The sequence below is a fragment of the Natronorubrum halophilum genome (assembly GCF_003670115.1).
Lineage (GTDB): Archaea > Halobacteriota > Halobacteria > Halobacteriales > Natrialbaceae > Natronorubrum > Natronorubrum halophilum.
This window is the reverse complement of record NZ_QQTY01000001.1, coordinates 404,336-425,123: the sequence shown is the minus strand read 5'-3', so window position 1 is coordinate 425,123 and position 20,788 is coordinate 404,336. Positions and strand designations below refer to the sequence as shown.

The following is a 20,788-nucleotide window of genomic DNA, read 5'->3' as shown; positions in this document are numbered from 1 at the left end:
CGCCGGAGAACGTGTGCTGATATATAAGTATACTGCCGGCACGGAACCGAACCGCGACACGGCACCCGGGCATGCTGGGGAAAACGTCTTATACGAGGAATAGCTTACATCCCCCTATGTCCCGTTCCGCACTGGTCGGCAACGTAACCGCGATGTTAGAGGACGCGGGTTTCGTGGTTAGCGACCGGTGTGCGATCCGACCGAAGAGTTTCGATATCGCTGCGCGCCGGGATGAGGACCTGATTCTGGTCAAAATCCTCGGCAACATCGACGCGTTCAACCAGGCAACCGGTCACGAGATGCGTCGTCTGGGGACCTATCTCCGGGCGACGCCGATGGTTATCGGCCTGCGAAGTCGCGACGAGGATCTCAAACCGGACGTCGTATACTTCAGACACGGCGTCCCCGTCCTCAGTCCAGACACAGCGTACAACCTGTTTATCGAGGAGGTTCCGCCGCTGATCTACGCCGCCCCCGGCGGCCTCTACGTCAGCATCGACGGCGACCTGCTCGCCGACGAGCGCCAGGACAGAGACTGGAGTCTCGGCCAACTCGCGAGCGAACTCGGCGTCTCCCGGCGGACCGTTTCGAAGTACGAGGACGGGATGAACGCCTCCGTCGAGGTCGCGATGGCGCTACAGGAACTGTTCGACGCGCCGCTGACGAGCCCCGTCGACGTGCTGGACGGGGCAGATGAAGTCCACGAGACCGAGGCGACGCCGGACGATCCCGAGGCGGACCCGGACGACGAACAGGTCGTAACCGTCCTCACGAAGGCGGGCTACAACGTCCACCCGACGCTTCGCTCGCCGTTCAAGGCCGTCAGCCGCGACGAGGAAGACGACGACGAAAACGTCGTACTGACCGGTCACTCCAAGTTCACGAAAGCCGCCGAAAAGCGCGCTCGGATCATGAGTTCGATCGGCCACGTCACCCACACGCGATCCGTCTACGTCGTCGACCGCGCAACGCAGGACTCGGTCGACGGCACCGCACTGGTCGAGCGCGAGGAGCTCGCGGAACTCAACGACGCCGCAGAGCTTCGCAAGGTCATTCGGGAGCGCGCCGAGTACGAAGAGGCGGCCTGAATCGCGCGCCGAGATCCGATTTTCGCGACTCAGGAGCCGTAGGAACAGCTTTTAGTGGACGAACAGAACTATAACTGTAATTCAGATGCCAGACCAGTCCACCGTCGCCCTCGTCGATATCGGGCGCGTGCTCCTGACGGTTCTCATCGCGGGCCTCTTACTCGTGTTCAACTACGGCTCGCTTGTCGTGACCGCGTCCGATGTGGCCGCCGCCGCGGCCATCTTCCTCGTCGGCGGCTACCTCACGCTCACGGTGATGGATCTGCTGATCGATCGACTTCTGTGGAAGGACTGACGGGCTCGAGAGGATGCTCGAGGACCAGCGGCGAATCCGTGCAACTCGGGGGCGGTCGTCCGGAACGAGTATCCCGCCTACGCGCCACTCTCGCCGTAGGTCTCCTCGAGGTAGTCGACGATGTCGTCGCTCTCGTGCATGCCTTCGACGCCCTGGGCTTCGTCGACGATAACGGGGACGCCGGTCTGACCGCTGACGTTCTCGACTTCGGTTCGCTCGCCGTGTGAGCGGGGAACTTCGATAACGTCGTACTCGAGTTCGAGTTCGTCGAGTTTCGAACGGACTTTCGCGCAGTAGGGACAGCCCGGCAGTTCGTACATCGTGATGTCAGCCATGCTGGGCTAGAGATCAGACCTCGAGTCGTAAGAACGCAGTGGTTGCGGCGGTCCGGACGGAGTCGACGGCTTCGATCCGCGACCGAACTAGCCGAGCATCCCGCTGGTGTAGACGTAGAAGTAGCCCACGAGCGCCAGCGCCATGAGCCACTGGCCGGGGTGGACGTCGTCGAACTCACCCGTTGCGGCTTTGATCAGCGGGAAGGCGATGATCCCGGCCGCGAGACCGTTCGCGATCGAGTAGGTCAGCGGCATGATCGTAATCGTCAGCCCGGCGGAGACGGCCCACGCCGGATCGTGCCAGTCGACGTCGAGGACGCCCTCGAGCATGATGATCCCGACGACGACCAGCGCGATGAACGACGCGTAGGCGGGAATCATCGCGATCAGCGGGATGAATACCAGCGTCGCGAGAAAGAGGAGACCCACGACGAGCGCTGTCAGGCCCGTCCGACCGCCTTCTTCGACGCCGGTCGAGGACTCGATGTACGTTGTCACGGTCGACGTGCCGACCATCGCGCCGACGGTCGTCCCGACGGCGTCCGCCATTAGCGGGCGGTTGATCTCCGGAAGGTTCCCATCCTCGTCGAGGAAATTACCGAACTGTGAAACGCCGATGAGCGTCCCGGCAGTATCGAAGAAGTCGACGAAGAAGAACGTGAAGACGACCAGCGTGAACGTGAGCGGATCGATGCCCTGTACTCCGTCGACGAACGCGAACAGGAGCGGCGAGATGTCGTACTGCGGGGAGGACACGACCGCAAACGAGAGTCCACCCTCTTCGCCGACGAGTGCTGCCGGCAGGACCGCCGAGCCGGCGATCCCCGACAGGTACGCGAGCCACCCGGCGACCGTCGTGCCGACGATTCCGATGATGATCGCGCCGGTGACACCGCGCGCCCAGAGCATGAACGTCACCAGGAGGCCGAACAGGCCGAGCAGCGCCGCCGGGTTCGTTGCAAGGCTACCAAGCGTGACTGCCGTGTCCGGGTCGGGGACGACGATGGACATCTCTAGCAGTCCGATGAACAGGAGGAAGATACCGATCCCGGCTCCCACGGAGAACTTCACCGGCTCCGGAAACAGCCGGATGACGTACTCGCGAGCGCCGACCGCGGTGATCGCGATGAAGACGATCCCTTCGACGAACACCGCTGCGAGCGCCGTCTCCCACGGGACCCCCATCCCGAGGACGACCGTGTACGCGAAGAAGACGTTCAGCCCCATCCCCGGTGCGAGTCCGAACGGACGGTTCGCGTAAAACGCCATCACGAAGATCGCGACGACCGAGGCGATGATCGTCCCGATGGCGATCATCTGGACGACCTCGATGTACTCGTATCCCGAGATCTCGATCGCGTCCGCCAGAATAAACGGATTGACCAAGATAATGTACGACATCGCGAGGAACGTCGTGATCCCCGCGATCGCTTCAGTGCCAGCGTCGGAGCCGTGCTCGGCGACTCCGAAATACTCCTCGAGCGTATCGGAAAGTCCCATATTGGACGATCGAGCATAACCAGACCGCTCAGTTAAATGTTCCCGTCCGAGCTCGCCACATCTGTGTACACATTCGTGTATACTCTGTCACTGTCCCGTTTTTATTGAATTGTCTCCGGATGATCACAAGCGTCGTCGACGAAAAGCCGGTAGTTTTAGCGGCTACACGGAGAACGGTCGGGTATGGGAACCGAAGGGGGCGTTCCGTCCGTCGCCGAGTCGTCCGATGGGTCGTATCGAACTGCAAATCCATCCTCGGGTGATCGACGGTGATCGAAAACCGGGATCGGCTGGCGACGACCGACGCGCGCGACACCGCCCTCTCCTGCATCGAAGCGGGAATCGAGGCCGGCCACCCGCGGCGAGTGATTCGGGATGCACTCTCGCTCGAGGGGGATACCCTCCGTATCGCCGACGCGGCGTACGACCTCACGCGGTACGACGAGGTCGTCGTTATCGGCGGCGGAAACGCCGCAGCACACGTCGCCGCGGCGCTCGAGGAGGTCCTCGAGAACCGAATCGACCGAGGCGTCGTGGTTACGGACGATCCCGCCGAAACCGACCGCGTCACGGTGAACGAGGGCGACCATCCGGTCCCGAGCGAACGGGCCGTCGAGGGGACGCGGGAGGTACTCGCGGCCGCCGACGCGGCGGACGAGCGGACGCTCGTGCTCGCGGCGATCACCGGCGGGGGAAGCGCGCTCATGCCCGCGCCCGCGGGGGACGTTTCGCTCGAAGACCTCCAGGCGACCACCAACGCCTTACTCGAGAGCGGGGCCGATATCCACGAGATAAACGCCGTCCGGAAGCACTGCTCGGCGCTGAAGGGGGGCCAACTGGCCCGTCGCGCCGCCCCGGCGACCGTCGTCTCGCTGATTTTGAGCGACGTCGTCGGCAACGATCTGAGCGTCATCGCGAGCGGGCCGATGGCTCCCGACGAGTCGACGTTCGCGGACGCCCTCGCGGTCCTCGAGCGATACGAGATCGAGGTCCCGGCGGCCGTTTCCGACCGGCTCGAGGCGGGTACTGCCGGCGAGTACCCCGAGACGCCGGGACCGGACGATCCGGCGTTCGAAACCGTGTCGAATCACATCGTCGCCGACGGGATGACGGTGCTCGAGGCGGCCCGCGACGTCGCCGTCGAGCGGGGCTACGAGACGCTCGTGCTCTCCTCCCGGATCCGCGGCGAGGCCCGCGACGCGGCCACGATGCACGTCGCCGTTGCGGAGGAGATGGTGGCCACGGAGACGCCGGTCTCACCCCCGGCTGTAATTCTCTCCGGCGGCGAGACGACCGTGACGGTTATCGGCGACGGGGAGGGCGGGCCGAACCAGGAGTTCGCGACCAGCGCGGCGCTGGAACTCGAGGACCGGATCACCGTCGCCGCCGTCGACACGGACGGGATCGACGGAGCCACGGATGCGGCGGGTGCCCTCGTCGACGCGACGACCGTCGAAGACCGCGAGACGGCTCGCGCGGCGCTCGCGACTAACGACGTCTATCCGTATCTCGACGAACGCGACGGGCTGATCGTCACCGGCCCGTCCGGAACGAACCTGAACGATCTGCGGGTGCTGGTCGTCGACTAATCGAGCAGTTCCACGACCTGGTGGAAGACGATGAGATAGCTATCCCAATGTCGGCGCAGAACGTGCGCTGAACGTATCCGCCCCGATTCCTCCCCTCGACCGCGGTACTCGAGTACCGAGCCAACGTATTTGACCACGGAGCGTGTACCGTGGTACCATGAAGTTCGTTATCGTGGGCTACGGTCGAGTCGGTTCGCGAACGGTGCGTATTCTGACCGAAGAAGGTCACGAAGTTATCGTCGTCGACAACGACCCTGATCGGGTCGAGCGGGCGGGCAGCGACGGGTTCGAAACGATCCACGGCGACGGTGCCGACGAAGCGGTGCTCGTCGACGCTGGCATCGCCACCGCCGACGCGATCGGTGCCTTCACGCCGGATCTGAACGTCAACTTCGCGGCCTGTATGGTCGGCACCCATCACGACTGCCGAACGGTTCTCCGGATCGACGAGGACTACCGCGAGGATATCTACGCGAAGTACGCCCAGGACGTCGACGAGATCATCTACCCCGAACGACTCGGCGCCGCGGGTGCCAAAACGGCCATGCTCGGCGGCGACTTCAACGTCGTCGCCGACCTCGCCGCGAACCTCCAACTGACCGTCCTCGAGATCAAAGACGGCTCGCCCGCCGTCGGGAAGCGGATGAGCGAACTCGAACTCCCCGACGGGGCGCGGATCTACGCCCACGGTCGCGAACGCGAGTCGCTGACGATTCCGCTTCCCGGAACCGAACTCGAGGCCGGCGACGAGGTCGCCATCATCACCGAAACCGATCAGGCGGACGCGGTCCGGACGACGCTGCTATCCGTGAGCGCCTGAGAAGGACGGCGGTATCGAACGAGAGACTCCGTTCGAACTGTCGTCTCGGAACACGCAAAAGCGAAAACGGGAGCGAGGGGAGCGGTGGCGCGCGGGTGGTGTGAAGTGGGATGGGGAGCGTTTCCGTCAGTGCGCGCCGATTACAACAACGCCGTACTAGTCAATAAAACTGCGTCAGACACCCGAACGACGCGGGTCAGACCGAATTCGGCGGTCCGTTCCGAAACCCTCTCAGCCGTCGGTTTCGGGCCGGAAGACAAGCACGTTCTGATGGACCATCGACGGGACGAACGAGAACGGATAGCCGTAGACGTGAAGGTCTTTTGTGTGGTCGTACCAGATCAGATTCGCCGCGAGCGCTACCGGTGCGGTCGACTCGATGGCTCGAGCGAGATCCGCCGAGAGGAACTCGTACGACTGCTCGCGGTACATGTCGCCGATAAAGACGACCAGGTGGCCGTCCGGAGCGACCGCGTCGGCAAACCGGTCGAACTTCTCGGCCATGTCGGCCAGCCACTCCGCTTTCGTCTGCGTGGCCGGTTCGTCGCCGTCAGTATCGGCACTCGTCCCAGTTGCACCGGCCTCGTCGGTCGCGGCTCCGTCTCCCTCGCGGTCATCCGCAACCTCCGAACCGGACTCGTCCGCATCAAACGACCCGAGGTTGCTCTCGCGCGTCGCACGTTCGTTTCGCGTCTGCTCGAGTTCGTCCATGTGCCAGTAGGGAACATCGGTCAGGAGGAGGTCCACCGAATCGTCGGGGATCTCCTCGATCAGGTCCGCGCAGTCGCCGTGACGAACGTCCTGTTCGGCGAGCGGCGGCTCACCGCGGGCCCGTCGGTCGTCGTTTTCGCGCTCGAGGACCTCCTCGTAGATCTCGATCCAGCGTTCGGTGCGTTCGAAGCCGATCGCGTCGCGGCGGCCGGTCCCCTCGTGTTCGCAGAAACTCGCCCCGAGGAGGGTTCCGCCGACGCCGGCGAACGGGTCGAGCACGGTGTCGCCGGCCTGGCTGAACCGGCCGATCAGTTCGGCACAGAGCCGCGGCGGTTTCTGGCCGCCGTGTTCGCTTCGCAGGTCGTGCTGGACGGCCGGCGGGTACCCCTCCGGAATCACCGACTTCGTCGCGTACTTCCACTCCTTGCCCGTGAGGTCGTTGACCCGGTTTCGTTCGTCGTAGATCCCCCTCCCCTCGACGTACCGTTGGTGGTCGGCGAGTTCGTCGGTATCCACCACCTCGCCGTCCTCGACCGGGAGGGACTCGTCTCGAGCGCGTTCGGCGTCGAACTCTCCGTCGTCGTCCGTGAACAGGCGACTCTGTCGATGCCGGTCCCCGTCATCTGCCATACCTCGAGTGGATACCGCGATCGCTTAAAGGCGTGGCTCTCGTCGCCGTCGCTCGAGCGATGGAGGGTCGATGGAGCGGTCCCTCGGAAAAGTCGAGGGTCGCGGTTAGCTGGTGTAGGAACTCTCGCCGACGATCTCGAGGAACTCGCCGTTCCCCGTCGCGTCCGTCTCGTCGAACTCGATGACCCGGACCCGGACGCGCTTCTCGACGGTCTCGGGACCGGCACCCTCGACTCTCAGTTTCGTGTCACCGACGTAGGCCAGCCCCGCGTCGGTGCCGTTCGTCTCGGCGACGAACACGTCGATCTCGTCGCCCGGTTCGAACGACGGCTTGGTACTGCGGAACGTCCATCCGCCGAAGTACTTCTGGAAGAAACTCATATTCGCGCCACCTCCTCGGTTTCGCGGTCGGTAACGTACTCGCGGCCGAACCCGGTGATCGCCGCGATAACGAACACCGCCACCAGCAGCCAGCCCTGGAACACGAACGGAACGACGTCGATCGGTGTAACGAGCATTCCAGTGTCGAACCAGTCGTACGCTCCGGGTAAATCTTGCATCGCCGTGTAGCCGGCGAGGACGCCGCCGGACCACGGGAAGATGTACCCGAGCGCGGCGGTCTGACCGTCCAGAATGTTCGCCCGTCGGTAGCCGTTCAGGTTGAACCGTTCGCCGATTTTCGAGATGTACGGCCCGATCGCGACCTCCGCGGCCGTGTTGATCGTGATGACGGCGTTGATCAGCGCCGCGGAGCCGACCATCGTGAGTTCGGCGTTTCGAACGTTCGTCGCGAGGTTCTCGAGCGACCAGTCGAGGATCGCTTGGAACGCGCCGCCCCGGATCATGATCTGGGCTGCGGCGATGATGAACAGGATGAGTATTGCAAGTTCGAAAAAGCCCGCCGCACCGTTTATCAGGCTCCCGCTGACGCCGACCGCTTCGGGGTTTTCGACGACCGTCAGGAACGGAAGGAACTCGAGCGGTTCGGCCAGCGGTGCGTCCGTCGGCGCGTTGAACGAAACGATGTCTCCGACGGTCGTCAGCCCGAGGGCGAGACTGAACGTGATCGCGGAGACGATTCCCCACGAGATCGCCTCGACGATGTGTCGGCCGGCGACCGCCGTGCCGATCACGACGCCCATCGAGACGAGGTGGATCAGTCCGATAGGTTCGCTCTCGGCGACCAGGATCTCCCCGGCGTTGCCCGGGATTTCGGGGCTCGCCATGAACTGACCGGCGATGACGTAGCCGACGAACGCCACGATCGCGGCGATGATAACGTACTTGAACCGCGAGGCGACGACGCCGCCGATGTCCGAGTCCTGCGTGACGGCGCTGACGATCGTCGTGTCGCTGACCGGCGCGAGGTTGTCGCCGAAGATCGCGCCCGACAGGATCGCGCCGAACAGCAAGATCGGGTTCGCGCCGAGCAGTATTCCGGCCGGGAAGAACAGGGTCACGAACGCGATGGCCGCGCCGTACCCCGTTCCGATTCCCGTCGTGAACAGCGCCGCGAGGACGAATGTGGCCGCCGGGAACAGCGTCGCGCCGATTCCGGCAACGTCGGCGAACCAGACGAGACCGTCGACGAAGCCGCCGTCCTGTAACAGTTCGGCGAACATGCCGGCCCAGACCCACGCGACGATAGCCGTCACCGCGACGGGCTGGGTCATTCCCTCGAAAATGGTGTTCGCGTACGATTTCCAGCTCCCGCGGACGAAGAACATCCCGACGATGAGGCCGATCAGGATCCCCACGATGAGTCCGCCCGTATCCGAAATCCGCCAGAGTGCCGTCTGTGCGATGGCCCAGACGATGAAGAACACGATCGGTAGCGCGCTCATTCCTCGGCCGCCGTAAAATGTTATTCGTGGTTCATCATCGTCCGTTCCCTGGACGAACGAATCAGTTGGATCGCCATCAGCCGAATCATCACTGACTCCGCTCATTGTAAATCACGATTTGTATACTCAAATTGGTAGTGATAAATCTTGCCAAGGAGCGGGTGACTGATATCCGGACGAGACGTCACCGATTCGTCAGCACTTGTGGTGATCCCCCGCGGGACACGAATCACTCTCGTCGGAATCCTCGCTCTGCCCGTCGTCGGTGTGTTCCCCCTTTGGACGGTGCCCGGCGGCTCGAGAGCGTCGTCCCCGTCGCGTTCGGGCCGGTCTCCCTGATCGCGACCGCGGTCGGTGCGGCGGGGCGGTGGTAACACGGATGTCAGGGAGTCCCTTTGACCCTCGAGCCCGTACGTTCGCGTATGAACATGCTCGTCGACGGCGAGTGGCGAACCGACGCGGGGGCGTACACCGACGACGACGGCTCGTTCGAACGCCAGGAGACCACGTTCCGCGACCGGATCCGCGACGACCCCGACGCGACGTTCCAGCCCGAGGCCGGACGGTACCACCTCTACGTCTCCTACGCCTGCCCGTGGGCTCACCGAACGCTCGTCGTTCGGGCGCTGAAGGGACTCGAGGACGCCATCTCCGTTTCGGTCGTCGATCCCTACCGCGACGAGGACGGCTGGCAGTTCACGCCCGAAAAGGAGGGCTGTACGCGCGACCCTATCCACGACGCCGACTACCTGCGCGAACTCTACGTCGAGGCGGACCCGAACGTGACCTCTCGCGTGTCGGTACCAGTTCTCTGGGACAGAGCGGAGGAGACGATCGTCAACAACGAATCGAAGGAGATCATGCGGATGCTCGACACCGAATTCAGAGATGTCGCCTCGAGGGACGTCGATCTCTACCCCGAGGGCTACCGGGACGACGTCGACCGGATCATCGACGACATCTACGAACCGATCAACAACGGCGTCTACCGGGCCGGTTTCGCGACCAGACAGGAGCCCTACGACGATGCGGTCGACGATCTGTTTGCCGCGCTGGACCACTGGGACGACGTGCTGGCGGACCAGCGGTATCTCGCCGGAGATCGGCTGACAGAGGCCGATGTCGCCATGTTCACGACGCTCGTTCGGTTCGACAACGTTTACCACACTCACTTCATGTGTAACGTACAGTACGTCCGCGAGTACGAGAACCTCTGGCCGTACCTCCGTGATCTGTACCAGACGCCAGGCGTGGCCCAGACGGTGAATATGGATCACATCAAAGAACACTACTACACGACCCACCCCGACGTGAATCCGAACCGGATCATCGCCCGCGGCCCCGACCTCGAGTTCGGGGCTCCACACGACCGCGACGAGTTACCGGGCGGGCCGCCGTCGGCGCTGGCTGCGACGGGCGCGGACGACTGAGACCCGGTCGGAGCGTCCTGACGCGTCGGTCGTTCACTCGACCGCCTCCTATCCGCGGGCGACCCCGCCGGGACGCCCGACACATGATCGTTTTTATATAGTACCAGGATCGTTTGATGTTATGAACAGTTCGGGTCAGCGGCGGCGGGATGTCCTGCTCGCGGTGTCGGGCAGTTGCATGACACTCGCCGGTTGTACCGAGAGCGCGCCCGTCAGATCGGGGTACGGGACGGCGTACGGCCACGGATACGGTACCGACTAAGTATGGCTGATCAAACGCCGCGGCTCGGGCTGGGGACGTATGCGCAGGGCGAAAACTGGGATCACACGGACACGGTCGAGGCGCTCGACGAGCGCGCGATCGTACACGGACCGATCGCTGAGCGCCCGACGGAGGGCGAGTACGACGACGAACTCTTCTACGCGATCGATCAGGGGATCACCTGGCGCTGGGACGCCTCGAGCGAAGACTGGGACTATTTTAGCGGACAGGGGTGTCCTGGCCAACCGGTACCGGGAACGAGTCACTTCGAGTCGACACGCTCCGAAGTGACACGTGCCGTCCACGCGCGTACCGAGGAGACCCCCGTGTGGAACGTCGAGGCACACGGAATCGAGGGCGACGGGACTACCGAGGTCGGACAGGCCATCCACGACCTCCTCGAGACGGTCGACCGGGCTGGCGGTGGGATCGTGTACGTCCCGCCCGGACGGTATCTGCTCGAGCGGACGCCGCTGGTTGGTGACGATACGATCCTGATGGGTGCGGGTCGCTCGACCGTCCTCGACGGGGCACGCACGTCGAGTGACGAAGGACAGGCGCTACTCTCCAACAGGGGCTACGACGCGACCGAGTACGGTGGCGCATCGAACTGGGGCGTCTGTAATATCCGAATCGATGCGCCGGAGTCGAACGGGATCATGCCCGCGCACGCGGAAAACGTCCGGTTGGAGAATATCTACGGCGACGCCATCTACCACCACCATATCGACATCGTCTCGTCGAAAAACGTCGTCGTGGACGGATACTGGGCGACCCGCGGCGGAGAAGGGGGCTCGGACGCCCCGGTGCAGTTCGACAATCAAAACGCGGGCACGGGCTGGAATAGCGTGTGGGACGGCAAGCGCCAGACGACCGTGACGGACGACGATACCCCGACCCGAAACTGCACCCTCACGAACTTCGAGATCGATCCGGCGAACGGCCCCGAGTACGGCGTGCATATCCATCGCGACGGAAACGAGTCGATCACCATCAGGGACGGATACATCACCGGCTGCCAGCATTCGGCTATCAGGGCCGATACCGGTGATCTGATCGCGGACCTCACGATCGACTGCGTCTCGTGCATCGAAAACGCGAGAGGGATCTCGCTGGGCCACGTCGAGGACGGACGGCGAGAGTTGACGATCGATACCGTCACTATCAGGACCGACGATCACGGGTTGGCCGCCGGATCGGGGCTCTATGCGAGTGGATTCGACGGCGCTACCGTCTCGAACGTCGTCGTCGACGGCGCGTTCACGAACGCGATCATTTTCGACGATATGGACGACCTGAAGATGAGCGCGGTCACGGCGAAGGGGGCGAGACACCAGGCGTTCCGATTCCGAGAAAACGTCGACGTGACGCTCACGACCGCTCGAGCCACGGACTGTGGCACTGCGGGAATCTACTCGGGACCCGGTAGTAGCGTTGCCTACGGAGGCGTCGCGTTCGACGATGTCGGGAGTCGAGTCGTCGTTGACGGAGAGACTCGAGAGTGGATCACGTCGTCGTCATCGTGACGGGATACTTCTGAATCGGTGCAACGGCGGGGATACCGCACTCTGAGCCGTTGAACCCGACCGAGCCGATCGTATTCGCGGTGACCCGCAGGGCTCGAGTCGCGTCGCTGACCGAGTCCATCGGCGCGAAAGCGAACGACCGGAGTTACGAGTCGCCGGGTGGCTGCTCCGATTCTCGCCACGACTCGAAACTGTGTTCGAACTTCGTCTCTCCGAAGAACACCCGCCAGAGGACGTATGCGGGGACGAGTACCGGCAACAGTGGCAACATGAGGACCACGAGAATACCCGCCATGATGTATCCGAACGCCGACATTTGGAAGTTCGGCGCGTAGCCCGTCGAGTCGGCTACCTTTGTAGACATATCGCCGAGTAGGCCCCTGTCGGTATTCGACCTTACGGTTCCAGGATCCGTTCGACCGCGCGGCGGTGCGAAGTCCGTGATCCGTTCGGCCGGCCGGAGCCGCGATTTCGAGAGCGGGTTACTCCTCGAGCACGTCGGCCGAGTCGTCTCGCGGTCGATAGGCCAACTCGAGCATCGTCTCCGAGAGCGAGAGGAATCGCTCGGAGTTGTTCGAAATCCCGTGGGCCGTCGTGGGATTCTCGTCGAGACTCGTCGTCGCGGCCGCGCGAATCACCCGACGGCAGTCCGCGGGGCTGAGCCACATCCCGCGGGCGAAGCGCTCACCCGGTGCGTCGCGCTCTTCGACCTCCCGCGTTAGTTCGTCGGGGGAGAGCAACCAGCCGATTCGCAGGTTGACCACGTCCATGCCGTGGCGCTTCGCGTAGTAGTGGCCCATCGCCTCGCCGAAGACCTTGGTGACGCCGTAGTAGGTGTCCGGATCCATCCCATCGTCCGGACGGACGACGTCCGGTTTTCCGACCGTCGTTTCCGGCCGGATCGGCGAGACGGTGTTCGACATATTCACCGCGTGGTTCGAACTCGAGAAGACGACCCGCTCGAGGTCGTTCTCGGCCGCCGCCGCGTAGGCGTTGTAGAGCCCCTCGACGTTCGGGCCCGAGACCTCGTCCCACTCGGCTCGCGGACCGGAGTTCGCCGCGAGGTGGATCAACACGTCCTGGCCCTCGAGAACGTCGACGAACTCGTCGCGATCCGTGATATCGATGGGCTGCGTGTCGAGGTCCTCGGTCTCGCTGTGGGAAAAGAGCGTGAGATTCGCGTCCGGAAACGCCTCGATAGCCTCCCTGCCGACCCGTCCCGATGCGCCGGTGATGGCGATGTCGGTCATGGGCGGTAGACATCGAGAGAGTGGAAATAGGTCGGGCCAGCGCGTTCCGGCTATCGGAACAACTGAACCGATTTACACACCCGTCGTGCGATCAGGTGTGCAGTGACGTTCAGTGGCTACTATAGGCGTTCTCGTGTACGGAGACGTGGTCGAACTCGACTGAATTCTTCAACGGCGAAAAGCAGCGATCCCACCTCGAAAGTCCCACCCGGCGGCGAAGAGGGCGACCTGCTGAAACGCATCCGAGAACGGGTCTGCTGACTACGGTTCGACGACGAGTTTGCCGACGCTCTCGCGGTCCTGCATGGTCGCGAAGGCGTCGCCGGTCTCCTCGAGCGCGAACGTCCGATCGATTTCCGGCGACAGCGCTCCCGAAGCCGCCAACTTCACGAGCCGCCGCAGATCGTCCTGCGTCCCCATCGTCGAGCCGACGACGCACTTGTGTCCGAGAAAGAGGTTCGCAACGTCGATCGTCGACTCGTCGCCGGCCGTTCGGCCGCAGACGACCATCGTCCCGCCGCGGCGCAGCACGTGCTGGCCGAGTTTCGTGTACTCGCCGCCGAGGTGGTTGATGACCGCGTCTGGAGCGCCGACCTCGGCGACTGCATCGCGGATGTCGTCGGTATCTGTCGACTCGATCCCGTGGTCGAGGCCGAGTTCGCGGATGCGCTCGAGTTTGCTCGCCGAGGAAGACGTCCCGACCGTCCGAGCGCCGAGGATGGCCGCGAGCTGGACGGTGGCGACGCCGACGCCGCCCGTTGTGCCTGGGACGAAGACGAGGTCGCCCGGGCCGACGTCGGCGCGTCGGAGCATGTGAAACGCCGTCATGTACGCCGTCGGCAGCGCGGCTGCGGCGGTCGCGTCCACGCCGTCGGGCAGCGCGACGAGTCGATCGGCCTGTACGCGAGCCGACTCCGCGAGGCCGCCGTGATAGAGCGAGAAGCGCTCGCAGGTGTTCTCCGGCCCCTCGCGACAGAACCGACAGGTTCCGCAGGTCTGATTCGGGCAGAGAACGACCCTGTCGCCGGGTTCAACGCCCCTGACGTCCGCGCCGACATCACTGACGACGCCGGCGACGTCGAGCCCCGTGACGAACGGCAGGTCGTCCGCGTCGACCATCGCCGAATCGCCCTCGAGAATCCAGAGGTCGTGGCGGTTGATCGCACAGGCCTCGATATCGACGAGGGCCTCACCGGGGCCGGGGGCTGGATCAGACTGGTCGATGACGCTCACTCCGTCCGGGCCGATCAGATCGGTAAACGCTGCGGCTCGCATCGGTTCTGGAGTCGGTCTCGAGGGTAAAGACGGTGAGGGACGAGGAAACGCGAGTCGCCGAACTGGCGGTCCAACTCGCGAGCTCTGTTACTCGTCACGTAACGGGACAGTAGCGTTTCCTCGGGCGATTTCCGGTACCGATTGATCTCACGAACCGAGAGCCGACAGAAGACCTTTTTGTCGATCCGTAGTCGATTCGGATGCACTCGCGTCCGGGTTGGGGTAGTGGTCATCCTTCAGTCAGTTTCGACTGAGACGCGTAGTTCGATTCTCGCACTCGGACCTCCGTCGCTCTCGTTGCTGTTCATGCCGATCGAACGCGAAGGCGTCAACGCTACCGGTGGGGCCAGTACAGCGATCGGCCCGTTTTGAGCACCCTCCAGAGCGGACTACAGCCGCGTTCCCAGACGAGGATCGGGATGAGCCGTCCACCGAACCCCTCTTTAAACCTGAAGACGCCGTTCTCGAAGCTCGAGTTCGTACTGCCGAAGTCGTACGTCTCGTACCCGTTCTCGATCCCCCATCGGATCACCTGGTCATAGAGCAACTCCGACGCGTGATCGTCGAAGTACTCCCGCGGGACCGCGGCGAAAAAGCCGTGGATGGACGACCGCTGCTCGTCGAGGAGTTCGAGGAACCCGCCCGCGTATTCGCCGTCGATCCGGATCGTCATCAACAGCAGTCGCTCGCGCATCGCCGACAGCCGTTCGAAAAACGAGCGCGGATAGACGTCGCCGCCGACGCGGTCCATCACCTGCTCGTACGCCGCGTAAAATCGCTCGACGGTCGACGGTGTGAGTTCTTCCTCGACGACCTCGTAGTCGGCGTCGCGTCCGCGTTCGATTCCGTTCCGTCTGGTCTTGCTCATCCCGTCGCGGATCTCGTCGTACCCCTGCGTCAGATCGAGCACGAACCGACACTCCCGCCGGTACGGTTCGTACCCTTCCGATTGCAGGAGATCGTTGTACCGGAGGTACTTCGTATCGAGGGCGCGGATCTGGTGGACGACCGTCCGACCGGTACAGAGATCCGGAACGGTCTCGGCGAGCAGCGACAGCGAATCGCCCGCGTCGGTCGTAACCAGCGGCCCGCCGAACCCCGGGTACGCCGACGAGAGCCGGCGGAAGGGCGTCTTTTCGATATCGACGACGAAGTTCGGTAGCAGCCCGATGGTGTTCCCGTCTTTTTCGACGACGAGATGCCGCGGCGTGTATCCGAGCCCGTCCTCGATGGCCTCGAGCCACTCGTAGCGGTGAAAGATGCTCCCACAGGTCGCTCGTTCGACGACCGCGTTCCACCGTGACGCCGACGTCGCTCGAATCGTCTCGAGGAGGGTGACTTCGAGACCGGCCGCCGACGTACGCACCGTCCTGGCCGACTCGCTGATGTCGGTCCCGGCCTTCGAGATCCCGTTCGATGACTCCGATGAGATAGTTGCTGCGGTCGTCTGGGCCATTCGTAACTCATAGCAACATGAACGACCACGTTAAGTTGTTTTCCTGTACAGTGGTATTTCGTCGTCGACCGACTATCAGGGTGTCGCGAACGTCTCTGCTGAACCGATCGAAACTCCTCGTCGGAGTGAGACACAGTTACGGGGGAGAGTAACGGTCCCGTACAGGTTCCGAACGATCGTTTCCCGGTGGCGAAACCATCCTGTTACGAACGGCGGGTGTCCGCGAGGCCGACAGCAGCGATCTCGTTTCCCGACGCCTTCGATCGGTGGGACGACGGCGCTGACACCTCGAGAGGAAGCGTCGATTCGGATGGCTATCGTTACTGTCCGTCAATATCGTCTTTTACCGTCACTGATGTATCAGGTCGCCCGCTCCACAGTTGTCGTTGTGGCTTCGTCTGCGCACGGGTGTCGCCGAACGCCAGCAGGCACCCGACCGCACGGCGGTTGTGTAATCGGTGTGCAAACAGCGAGTCGGTCTCGGAGAGCGGGGATCCATTTCAAACGATCCCTCGGCGACGAGGGTACAGCACCGAGGGACGAGACGACCTCGAGACGGTCACTCGACGAACTGGTCCAGCGTCGCGTCGAGACCGTCTCGAACCTCGCTCACGAGTCCGCCGTCGATATCTAATCCGAGGACGGCGACGGCGGCCCGGCCGACCCTGTCGCGCAGCTCCGGCGGCGAGTAGACGCCGAGTCGCCACTGGGAGTACTGCGCCGCTCGGAGCGCCTCGACCAGCGGCGACTGCTCGCCGAGCCGACGAACGTCGCCGTTGACCATCACGCGCGTCGTCGACTCCGTCATCGAGGGGCGACCCGGAACGTCGAGGATCACACGTTCCGGATCGACGCCGGCAGCGTCGGCGATTTCGCGTTCGAACTCCCGAATGGTCTCGTGGTCGGCCTCGATGATTCCGCCGGGAACGTCGTCGATCTCGGCCCACACCGCCCGTTTGAACAGGTCCCGCTGGTCCAGTCGCCGCGAGAACTCGTCCGTCGCCTCACACGAGCGGAGGGCGACGATCAGGTCGTGATCGTCCATCCGCTGGAGGGTGGCGGCGTCGATATCGGCAGCGGGCGACTCGAGCAATCGTTCGGTCGCCCGGCGGAGCATCGCCTTGCTGATCCTGGCGACGCTGTGGCTGTAGACGGTGGGGTTCATCAGCGCTCGCGCGACCAACAGGCTCTCCGCGCTCTGGACGTTGCCCTCGTCGAGGACGAGTTCGCCGTCGGCGAACGTCAACTCGCGAACGAGGCGTCCGTGGTCGATCGTTCCGTAGGGGACGCCCGTGTGGTGGGCGTCGCGAACGAGGTAATCCATCCGGTCGACGTCGAGTTCGCCCGAAACGAGCTGTCCGAACCGGCCCTCGCCCGCCACGAGGTCCGCAACCGCGGTCGGCTCGAGGTCGTGCTCGCGCAGAACCGCTCCGACGTCGCCCTCGACCAGCAACTCGTGGACGTCGTCGTGGTACCGCCCCGTTCGTCGGTGGGTGATCGATTCGAGGTTGTGGCTGAACGGTCCGTGGCCGACGTCGTGGAGGAGCGCGGCCGCGTGGACGCGTTCGGCCTGTCGTCCCTCGACGCCGAGGTGCTCGAGGGCTTCGCAGGCGAGGTGGTAGACGCCCAGGCTGTGCTCGAAACGCGTGTGATTGGCCGACGGATAGACCAGCGAAACGGTTCCGAGCTGTCGGATGTTTCGGAGCCGTTGTAGTTCGGGCGTATCGAGAAGAGCGTGGGCGACCCCGTCGATCCGAATGTGATCGTGGACGCTATCCTTGATCGTCTTCATACCGACTGCTTCGGCGCTATCACACAAAAACTGTCGTTTGGACCGGTAGATCGCCCGCGCGTCCCGGAGGGGAGACGACGATCGACGGCTCGAGTGCGTCACGCGAGTTAAAAGCGGCCGTCAGTTGACGAGGGGTCACTTACCCGCGTGGCTGGCGTTTGCCCGTACCGCTTATGACCGAACTGACTGTCCCACCCGACGCGAGCGAAGATCGTGCTGCGGAACTCGTTCGCGACCACGTTACCGTCGGCGACGTCGTCCAGATCTGGGGGCGCGAGCGAACCGGCGGCGACGATCCTGAGCTCACCGGCGAAGTGACGGGATTCGAACCCGCGTATCTCGAACTCGACGGACGCTCGCTCACCGAAGGAAGCGTCCGATACGACGAAATCGAGACCGTTAGCAGGGTCGAGGAAGCATAGGATTCACGGCACGCTCGGCTATCGTAGCCACTGAACGTCGCTGCACACCTGATCCACGAGGGCAGCGCGGTTCGGAGCGAGCGCGGTTCGGAGCGAACGGAGTGAGCGAGAACCGCGGGAATGCGAATAGCGCGGGATCTTTGATCCCGCGGACCATGCGAACGGGCGCACAGCGCCCGTGAGCAGACGGCGAGTCCTGCAAGCCGTGAGCAAACGAAGCGATCGAGAACCGTGGGTGTGTAAATCGTGTCAGTTGTTCCTACAGTACTGACCCGTCGTATCCAGTGCTGATCGGAAGTCGGTCGGCGACTTCACAGAACAGTTCTTCGGACGACGCTCCATAGTTGATACTATACCCAAGAGAAATAACAATGTTTATCATCTGTATGTTTAGAGTTGTTAATTGATGGGGCGAACTGCCGAGACCGACCATCGACATGCGCGCGTCGGGTCCGATACTCCATCCGCAGAAATCCGAAGTTTTACAACTAAGCTTTCACTACCCCAATTCAGTTTTATGTCTGCGCTCGAGGCCACAGGTACCCGGGCCGAACGGCGGTATCGAGGAGCGAACGGAGACGATCGGAGAGGCGGATCGGTTGCCGATCCGATGGTCTCGAGCGGTAATCGGCCGATTCGCCGTCCCGTTCGGGCGGGTTCGGCCCGACGGTGGTGAGACCGTGATACGCGCACTCCTCGAGCGCCTCGCCTCGGTCACCGTCGTGATGGTTGGCGTGTCGCTCCTCACGTACGGGTTCGTTTTTCTGACGCCCGGCGACCCGGCGTACACGATCCTCAGAGAGCAGCGACAGAGCCCGCCGTCGGCGGCCGAAGCCGCGGCGTTTCGTGCCGAACACGGGCTCGACGACCCCTTTCTCGTTCAGTACCTCTCGTGGCTCACCGACGCGCTTCAGGGCGACCTCGGGACCTCCTACTACCGGTCGGAACCCGTCACGACGCTGTTGCTAGAGTACCTGCCGAACACGCTCGAACTCGCGCTGGCGGCGACGGCGGTCTCGCTGTTGCTGGCCGTTCCGCTGGGCGTGTTGAGCGCCGTCCATCGCGACACCTGGATCGATCGCACGAGTCAGATCGCCGCACTGGTGGGGATCTCGATGCCGAACTTCTGGCTGGGGTACCTGCTGATCCTCGTCTTCTCGCTCTGGCTCGGGTTGACGCCCGTCTCCGGCGTCGGAACGCTCGGTCACCTCGTCCTCCCGGCGATCACGCTCGGAACCGGCATGGCCGCGATCATCACGCGACTCGTCCGGACGTCGATGCTCGACGTCCTCGAGGCGGAGTACATCGACACCGCGCGTTCGAAGGGCGTCCGCGAGCGACTCGTCGTCTACAAACACGCGCTCCGGAACGCTCTGGTGCCGGTCGTGACGATCGTCGGCCTCCAGTTCGGGTTCGTTCTCAACGGTGCGGTCGTCGTCGAGGTCGTCTTCCAGCGGCCGGGGCTCGGGACGTTACTCGTCGACGCCGTCTTCGCCCGCGACTACCCGATCATACAGGGTATCGTTCTCGTCACCGCGCTCACGTTCGTCGTGACGAACCAACTCGTGGATCTCGCGTACGTCGCACTCGATCCCCGCATCGACCGGGGGCGAGGATCACAGGGTGATCGGCCGTGAAACCGCGTTCCGATACCCGTCTCGAGGCGATCCCGTGGTTGTCCACGCTCCGCGAGCGAGTCCGCGCTCGCCTGGGATCGGGGCTCGGCGTCGTCGTTCGCCGAAACTTCCGGATCCGTCTCGGCGGGTGGATCGTCTGCGCCCTCGCGCTCGTCGCGATCGTCGGACCGCTAGTGACTCCCTACGATCCGACGGCCCAGTCGCTGGGTGCCCGGCTTCAGGAGCCGTCGCTCGCCCATCCGCTCGGCACCGACGCGCTCGGCCGCGACGTGGCGACCCGGCTGGTCTACGGTGCCAGAATCTCGCTCGCCCTGGCACTCGTCGCGACGCTCGTTCGGCTCGTCATCGGGACGGCCATCGGGGTGGTCGCGGCTACCGGCGGGACGCTCACCGATACCGCATTGATGCGACTCGTGGACGTTCAACTCGCGTTTCCCGGACTCGTGCTCGCGCTCGTGGTCGCCGGCGTCCTCGGGCCGAGCCTGACGAACGTCGTGATCGCGCTCTCGGTCGTCGGCTGGGCGACGTACGCGCGTCTCGTGCGCGGAAGCGTTCTCGCGATCAAGGACCGGCCGTTCGTTCAGGTCGCCCGGCTCTACGGAACCCCGCGCCGGCGGATCGTCAGGCGACACCTGCTGCCGAACGTCGCGAGTCCGGTCATCGTTCTCGCGACGCTCAACCTTGGCACCGTCGTGCTCGCGGCGGCCGGGCTCTCCTTTCTCGGCCTGGGCGCACAGCCGCCGACGGCCGAGTGGGGAACGATGATCGCCAACGGGCGGATCTACCTGCGATCGGCACCGTGGCTCATCACCGCGCCCGGCGTCGCCATCGCGGGCACCGTCATCGGATTCAACCTGCTCGGCGACGGCCTTCGGGACGCGCTGGATCCGGACCACCTGGACGACCGACAGCGGAGACACCCCTGA

Annotated in this window: 20 protein-coding genes; 10 read left to right on the top strand and 10 right to left on the bottom strand. The window is 64.0% G+C overall.

Annotated features, from left to right (window positions below):
• Positions 1-116 precede the first annotated feature (116 nt).
• Both DWB23_RS02030 and DWB23_RS02025 read left to right on the top strand, forming a co-directional pair.
• Positions 117-1,088: a transcriptional regulator gene (locus tag DWB23_RS02030; RefSeq protein ID WP_121741140.1), complete on the top strand. Its 972-nt coding sequence runs from the start codon at positions 117-119 to the stop codon at positions 1,086-1,088.
• A gap of 85 nt (positions 1,089-1,173) precedes the next feature.
• Positions 1,174-1,383, top strand: a complete 210-nt coding sequence (locus DWB23_RS02025) for a hypothetical protein (RefSeq protein ID WP_121741139.1) — start codon at positions 1,174-1,176, stop codon at positions 1,381-1,383.
• 77 nt (positions 1,384-1,460) lie between these two features.
• Here the strand turns inward: DWB23_RS02025 and DWB23_RS02020 are convergent, their stop codons facing one another.
• Together DWB23_RS02020 and DWB23_RS02015 are read right to left on the bottom strand one after the other, a co-directional pair.
• Positions 1,461-1,718 carry a glutathione S-transferase N-terminal domain-containing protein gene (locus DWB23_RS02020; protein ID WP_121741138.1) on the bottom strand — a complete coding sequence of 86 codons (258 nt, stop codon included), beginning with the start codon at positions 1,716-1,718 and terminating at the stop codon, positions 1,461-1,463.
• An 87-nt stretch (positions 1,719-1,805) separates the two neighbouring features.
• Positions 1,806-3,218: an NCS2 family permease gene (locus DWB23_RS02015; RefSeq protein WP_121741137.1), complete on the bottom strand. Its 1,413-nt coding sequence runs from the start codon at positions 3,216-3,218 to the stop codon at positions 1,806-1,808.
• A gap of 269 nt (positions 3,219-3,487) precedes the next feature.
• Here DWB23_RS02015 and DWB23_RS02010 point away from each other — a divergent pair, with 269 nt between their 5' ends.
• Together DWB23_RS02010 and DWB23_RS02005 are read left to right on the top strand one after the other, a co-directional pair.
• On the top strand, positions 3,488-4,807 hold the full coding sequence (locus DWB23_RS02010) for a glycerate kinase type-2 family protein (RefSeq protein WP_121741136.1): 1,320 nt from the start codon (positions 3,488-3,490) through the stop codon (positions 4,805-4,807).
• A gap of 157 nt (positions 4,808-4,964) precedes the next feature.
• Complete coding sequence (locus DWB23_RS02005) at positions 4,965-5,627, top strand: potassium channel family protein (protein WP_121741135.1); 663 nt, start codon at positions 4,965-4,967, stop codon at positions 5,625-5,627.
• Positions 5,628-5,858: 231 nt separating this feature from the next.
• Here DWB23_RS02005 and DWB23_RS02000 read toward each other — a convergent pair whose 3' ends face one another.
• The 3 genes from DWB23_RS02000 to DWB23_RS01990 form a co-directional block, all read right to left on the bottom strand.
• Positions 5,859-6,968 (bottom strand): DNA methyltransferase, encoded by a 1,110-nt coding sequence (locus DWB23_RS02000; RefSeq protein ID WP_121741134.1) that lies wholly within the window; start codon positions 6,966-6,968, stop codon positions 5,859-5,861.
• 105 nt (positions 6,969-7,073) lie between these two features.
• On the bottom strand, positions 7,074-7,349 hold the full coding sequence (locus DWB23_RS01995) for a DUF7513 family protein (RefSeq protein ID WP_121741133.1): 276 nt from the start codon (positions 7,347-7,349) through the stop codon (positions 7,074-7,076).
• Positions 7,346-8,917 (bottom strand): Na+/H+ antiporter NhaC family protein, encoded by a 1,572-nt coding sequence (locus tag DWB23_RS01990; protein WP_162989723.1) that lies wholly within the window; start codon positions 8,915-8,917, stop codon positions 7,346-7,348. The genes DWB23_RS01995 and DWB23_RS01990 overlap by 4 nt, the downstream gene beginning before the upstream one ends.
• Before the next feature lie 317 nt (positions 8,918-9,234).
• Here DWB23_RS01990 and DWB23_RS01985 point away from each other — a divergent pair, with 317 nt between their 5' ends.
• The 3 genes from DWB23_RS01985 to DWB23_RS01980 all read left to right on the top strand — a co-directional run bounded on the left by DWB23_RS01985 (position 9,235) and on the right by DWB23_RS01980 (position 12,030).
• Positions 9,235-10,242, top strand: a complete 1,008-nt coding sequence (locus DWB23_RS01985; RefSeq protein ID WP_121741131.1) for a glutathione S-transferase family protein — start codon at positions 9,235-9,237, stop codon at positions 10,240-10,242.
• Between the two features lie 121 nt (positions 10,243-10,363).
• Positions 10,364-10,504, top strand: coding sequence for a hypothetical protein (locus tag DWB23_RS22795; protein WP_162989722.1), 141 nt, complete (start codon positions 10,364-10,366; stop codon positions 10,502-10,504).
• Positions 10,505-10,506: 2 nt separating this feature from the next.
• A complete protein-coding gene (locus DWB23_RS01980) occupies positions 10,507-12,030 on the top strand; it encodes a glycosyl hydrolase family 28-related protein (protein WP_121741130.1) in 1,524 nt (507 codons plus the stop codon).
• Between the two features lie 145 nt (positions 12,031-12,175).
• Here DWB23_RS01980 and DWB23_RS01975 read toward each other — a convergent pair whose 3' ends face one another.
• The 5 genes from DWB23_RS01975 to DWB23_RS01955 form a co-directional block, all read right to left on the bottom strand.
• On the bottom strand, positions 12,176-12,394 hold the full coding sequence (locus tag DWB23_RS01975; RefSeq protein WP_121741129.1) for a DUF7535 family protein: 219 nt from the start codon (positions 12,392-12,394) through the stop codon (positions 12,176-12,178).
• Between the two features lie 118 nt (positions 12,395-12,512).
• Complete coding sequence (locus tag DWB23_RS01970; protein WP_121741128.1) at positions 12,513-13,280, bottom strand: NAD-dependent epimerase/dehydratase family protein; 768 nt, start codon at positions 13,278-13,280, stop codon at positions 12,513-12,515.
• 261 nt (positions 13,281-13,541) lie between these two features.
• Positions 13,542-14,555, bottom strand: a complete 1,014-nt coding sequence (locus tag DWB23_RS01965; RefSeq protein ID WP_121741127.1) for an alcohol dehydrogenase catalytic domain-containing protein — start codon at positions 14,553-14,555, stop codon at positions 13,542-13,544.
• A 334-nt stretch (positions 14,556-14,889) separates the two neighbouring features.
• Positions 14,890-16,011 carry a lipid II:glycine glycyltransferase FemX gene (locus tag DWB23_RS01960; RefSeq protein ID WP_121741126.1) on the bottom strand — a complete coding sequence of 374 codons (1,122 nt, stop codon included), beginning with the start codon at positions 16,009-16,011 and terminating at the stop codon, positions 14,890-14,892.
• Positions 16,012-16,570: 559 nt separating this feature from the next.
• Positions 16,571-17,803 carry an HD domain-containing protein gene (locus DWB23_RS01955; RefSeq protein ID WP_121741125.1) on the bottom strand — a complete coding sequence of 411 codons (1,233 nt, stop codon included), beginning with the start codon at positions 17,801-17,803 and terminating at the stop codon, positions 16,571-16,573.
• Positions 17,804-17,976: 173 nt separating this feature from the next.
• On the opposite strand from DWB23_RS01955, the gene DWB23_RS01950 reads away from it, so the two are divergent.
• From DWB23_RS01950 to nikC, 3 genes are all read left to right on the top strand, one after another.
• On the top strand, positions 17,977-18,225 hold the full coding sequence (locus DWB23_RS01950; protein WP_121741124.1) for a hypothetical protein: 249 nt from the start codon (positions 17,977-17,979) through the stop codon (positions 18,223-18,225).
• 680 nt (positions 18,226-18,905) lie between these two features.
• Positions 18,906-19,862, top strand: a complete 957-nt coding sequence (gene nikB / locus DWB23_RS01945; RefSeq protein WP_121741892.1) for a nickel ABC transporter permease — start codon at positions 18,906-18,908, stop codon at positions 19,860-19,862.
• A gap of 71 nt (positions 19,863-19,933) precedes the next feature.
• Positions 19,934-20,788: a nickel transporter permease gene (gene nikC, locus DWB23_RS01940; protein ID WP_238717358.1), complete on the top strand. Its 855-nt coding sequence runs from the start codon at positions 19,934-19,936 to the stop codon at positions 20,786-20,788.

Excerpts from the sequence above, each read along its gene's own strand:
- DWB23_RS02030 (WP_121741140.1), top strand. The coding sequence starts at position 117 with ATGTCCCGTTCCGCACTGGTCGGCAACGTAACCGCGATGTTAGAGGAC.
- DWB23_RS02020 (WP_121741138.1), bottom strand. The coding sequence starts at position 1,718 with ATGGCTGACATCACGATGTACGAACTGCCGGGCTGTCCCTACTGCGCG.
- DWB23_RS01980 (WP_121741130.1), top strand. The coding sequence starts at position 10,507 with ATGGCTGATCAAACGCCGCGGCTCGGGCTGGGGACGTATGCGCAGGGC.
- DWB23_RS01960 (WP_121741126.1), bottom strand. The coding sequence starts at position 16,011 with ATGGCCCAGACGACCGCAGCAACTATCTCATCGGAGTCATCGAACGGG.
- DWB23_RS02025 (WP_121741139.1), top strand. The coding sequence starts at position 1,174 with ATGCCAGACCAGTCCACCGTCGCCCTCGTCGATATCGGGCGCGTGCTC.
- DWB23_RS01985 (WP_121741131.1), top strand. The coding sequence starts at position 9,235 with ATGAACATGCTCGTCGACGGCGAGTGGCGAACCGACGCGGGGGCGTAC.
- DWB23_RS01955 (WP_121741125.1), bottom strand. The coding sequence starts at position 17,803 with ATGAAGACGATCAAGGATAGCGTCCACGATCACATTCGGATCGACGGG.
- DWB23_RS02015 (WP_121741137.1), bottom strand. The coding sequence starts at position 3,218 with ATGGGACTTTCCGATACGCTCGAGGAGTATTTCGGAGTCGCCGAGCAC.
- DWB23_RS01970 (WP_121741128.1), bottom strand. The coding sequence starts at position 13,280 with ATGACCGACATCGCCATCACCGGCGCATCGGGACGGGTCGGCAGGGAG.
- DWB23_RS01990 (WP_162989723.1), bottom strand. The coding sequence starts at position 8,917 with ATGAGCGGAGTCAGTGATGATTCGGCTGATGGCGATCCAACTGATTCG.
- DWB23_RS02000 (WP_121741134.1), bottom strand. The coding sequence starts at position 6,968 with ATGGCAGATGACGGGGACCGGCATCGACAGAGTCGCCTGTTCACGGAC.
- DWB23_RS01950 (WP_121741124.1), top strand. The coding sequence starts at position 17,977 with ATGACCGAACTGACTGTCCCACCCGACGCGAGCGAAGATCGTGCTGCG.
- DWB23_RS22795 (WP_162989722.1), top strand. The coding sequence starts at position 10,364 with ATGAACAGTTCGGGTCAGCGGCGGCGGGATGTCCTGCTCGCGGTGTCG.
- DWB23_RS01965 (WP_121741127.1), bottom strand. The coding sequence starts at position 14,555 with ATGCGAGCCGCAGCGTTTACCGATCTGATCGGCCCGGACGGAGTGAGC.
- DWB23_RS01975 (WP_121741129.1), bottom strand. The coding sequence starts at position 12,394 with ATGTCTACAAAGGTAGCCGACTCGACGGGCTACGCGCCGAACTTCCAA.
- DWB23_RS01995 (WP_121741133.1), bottom strand. The coding sequence starts at position 7,349 with ATGAGTTTCTTCCAGAAGTACTTCGGCGGATGGACGTTCCGCAGTACC.
- DWB23_RS02005 (WP_121741135.1), top strand. The coding sequence starts at position 4,965 with ATGAAGTTCGTTATCGTGGGCTACGGTCGAGTCGGTTCGCGAACGGTG.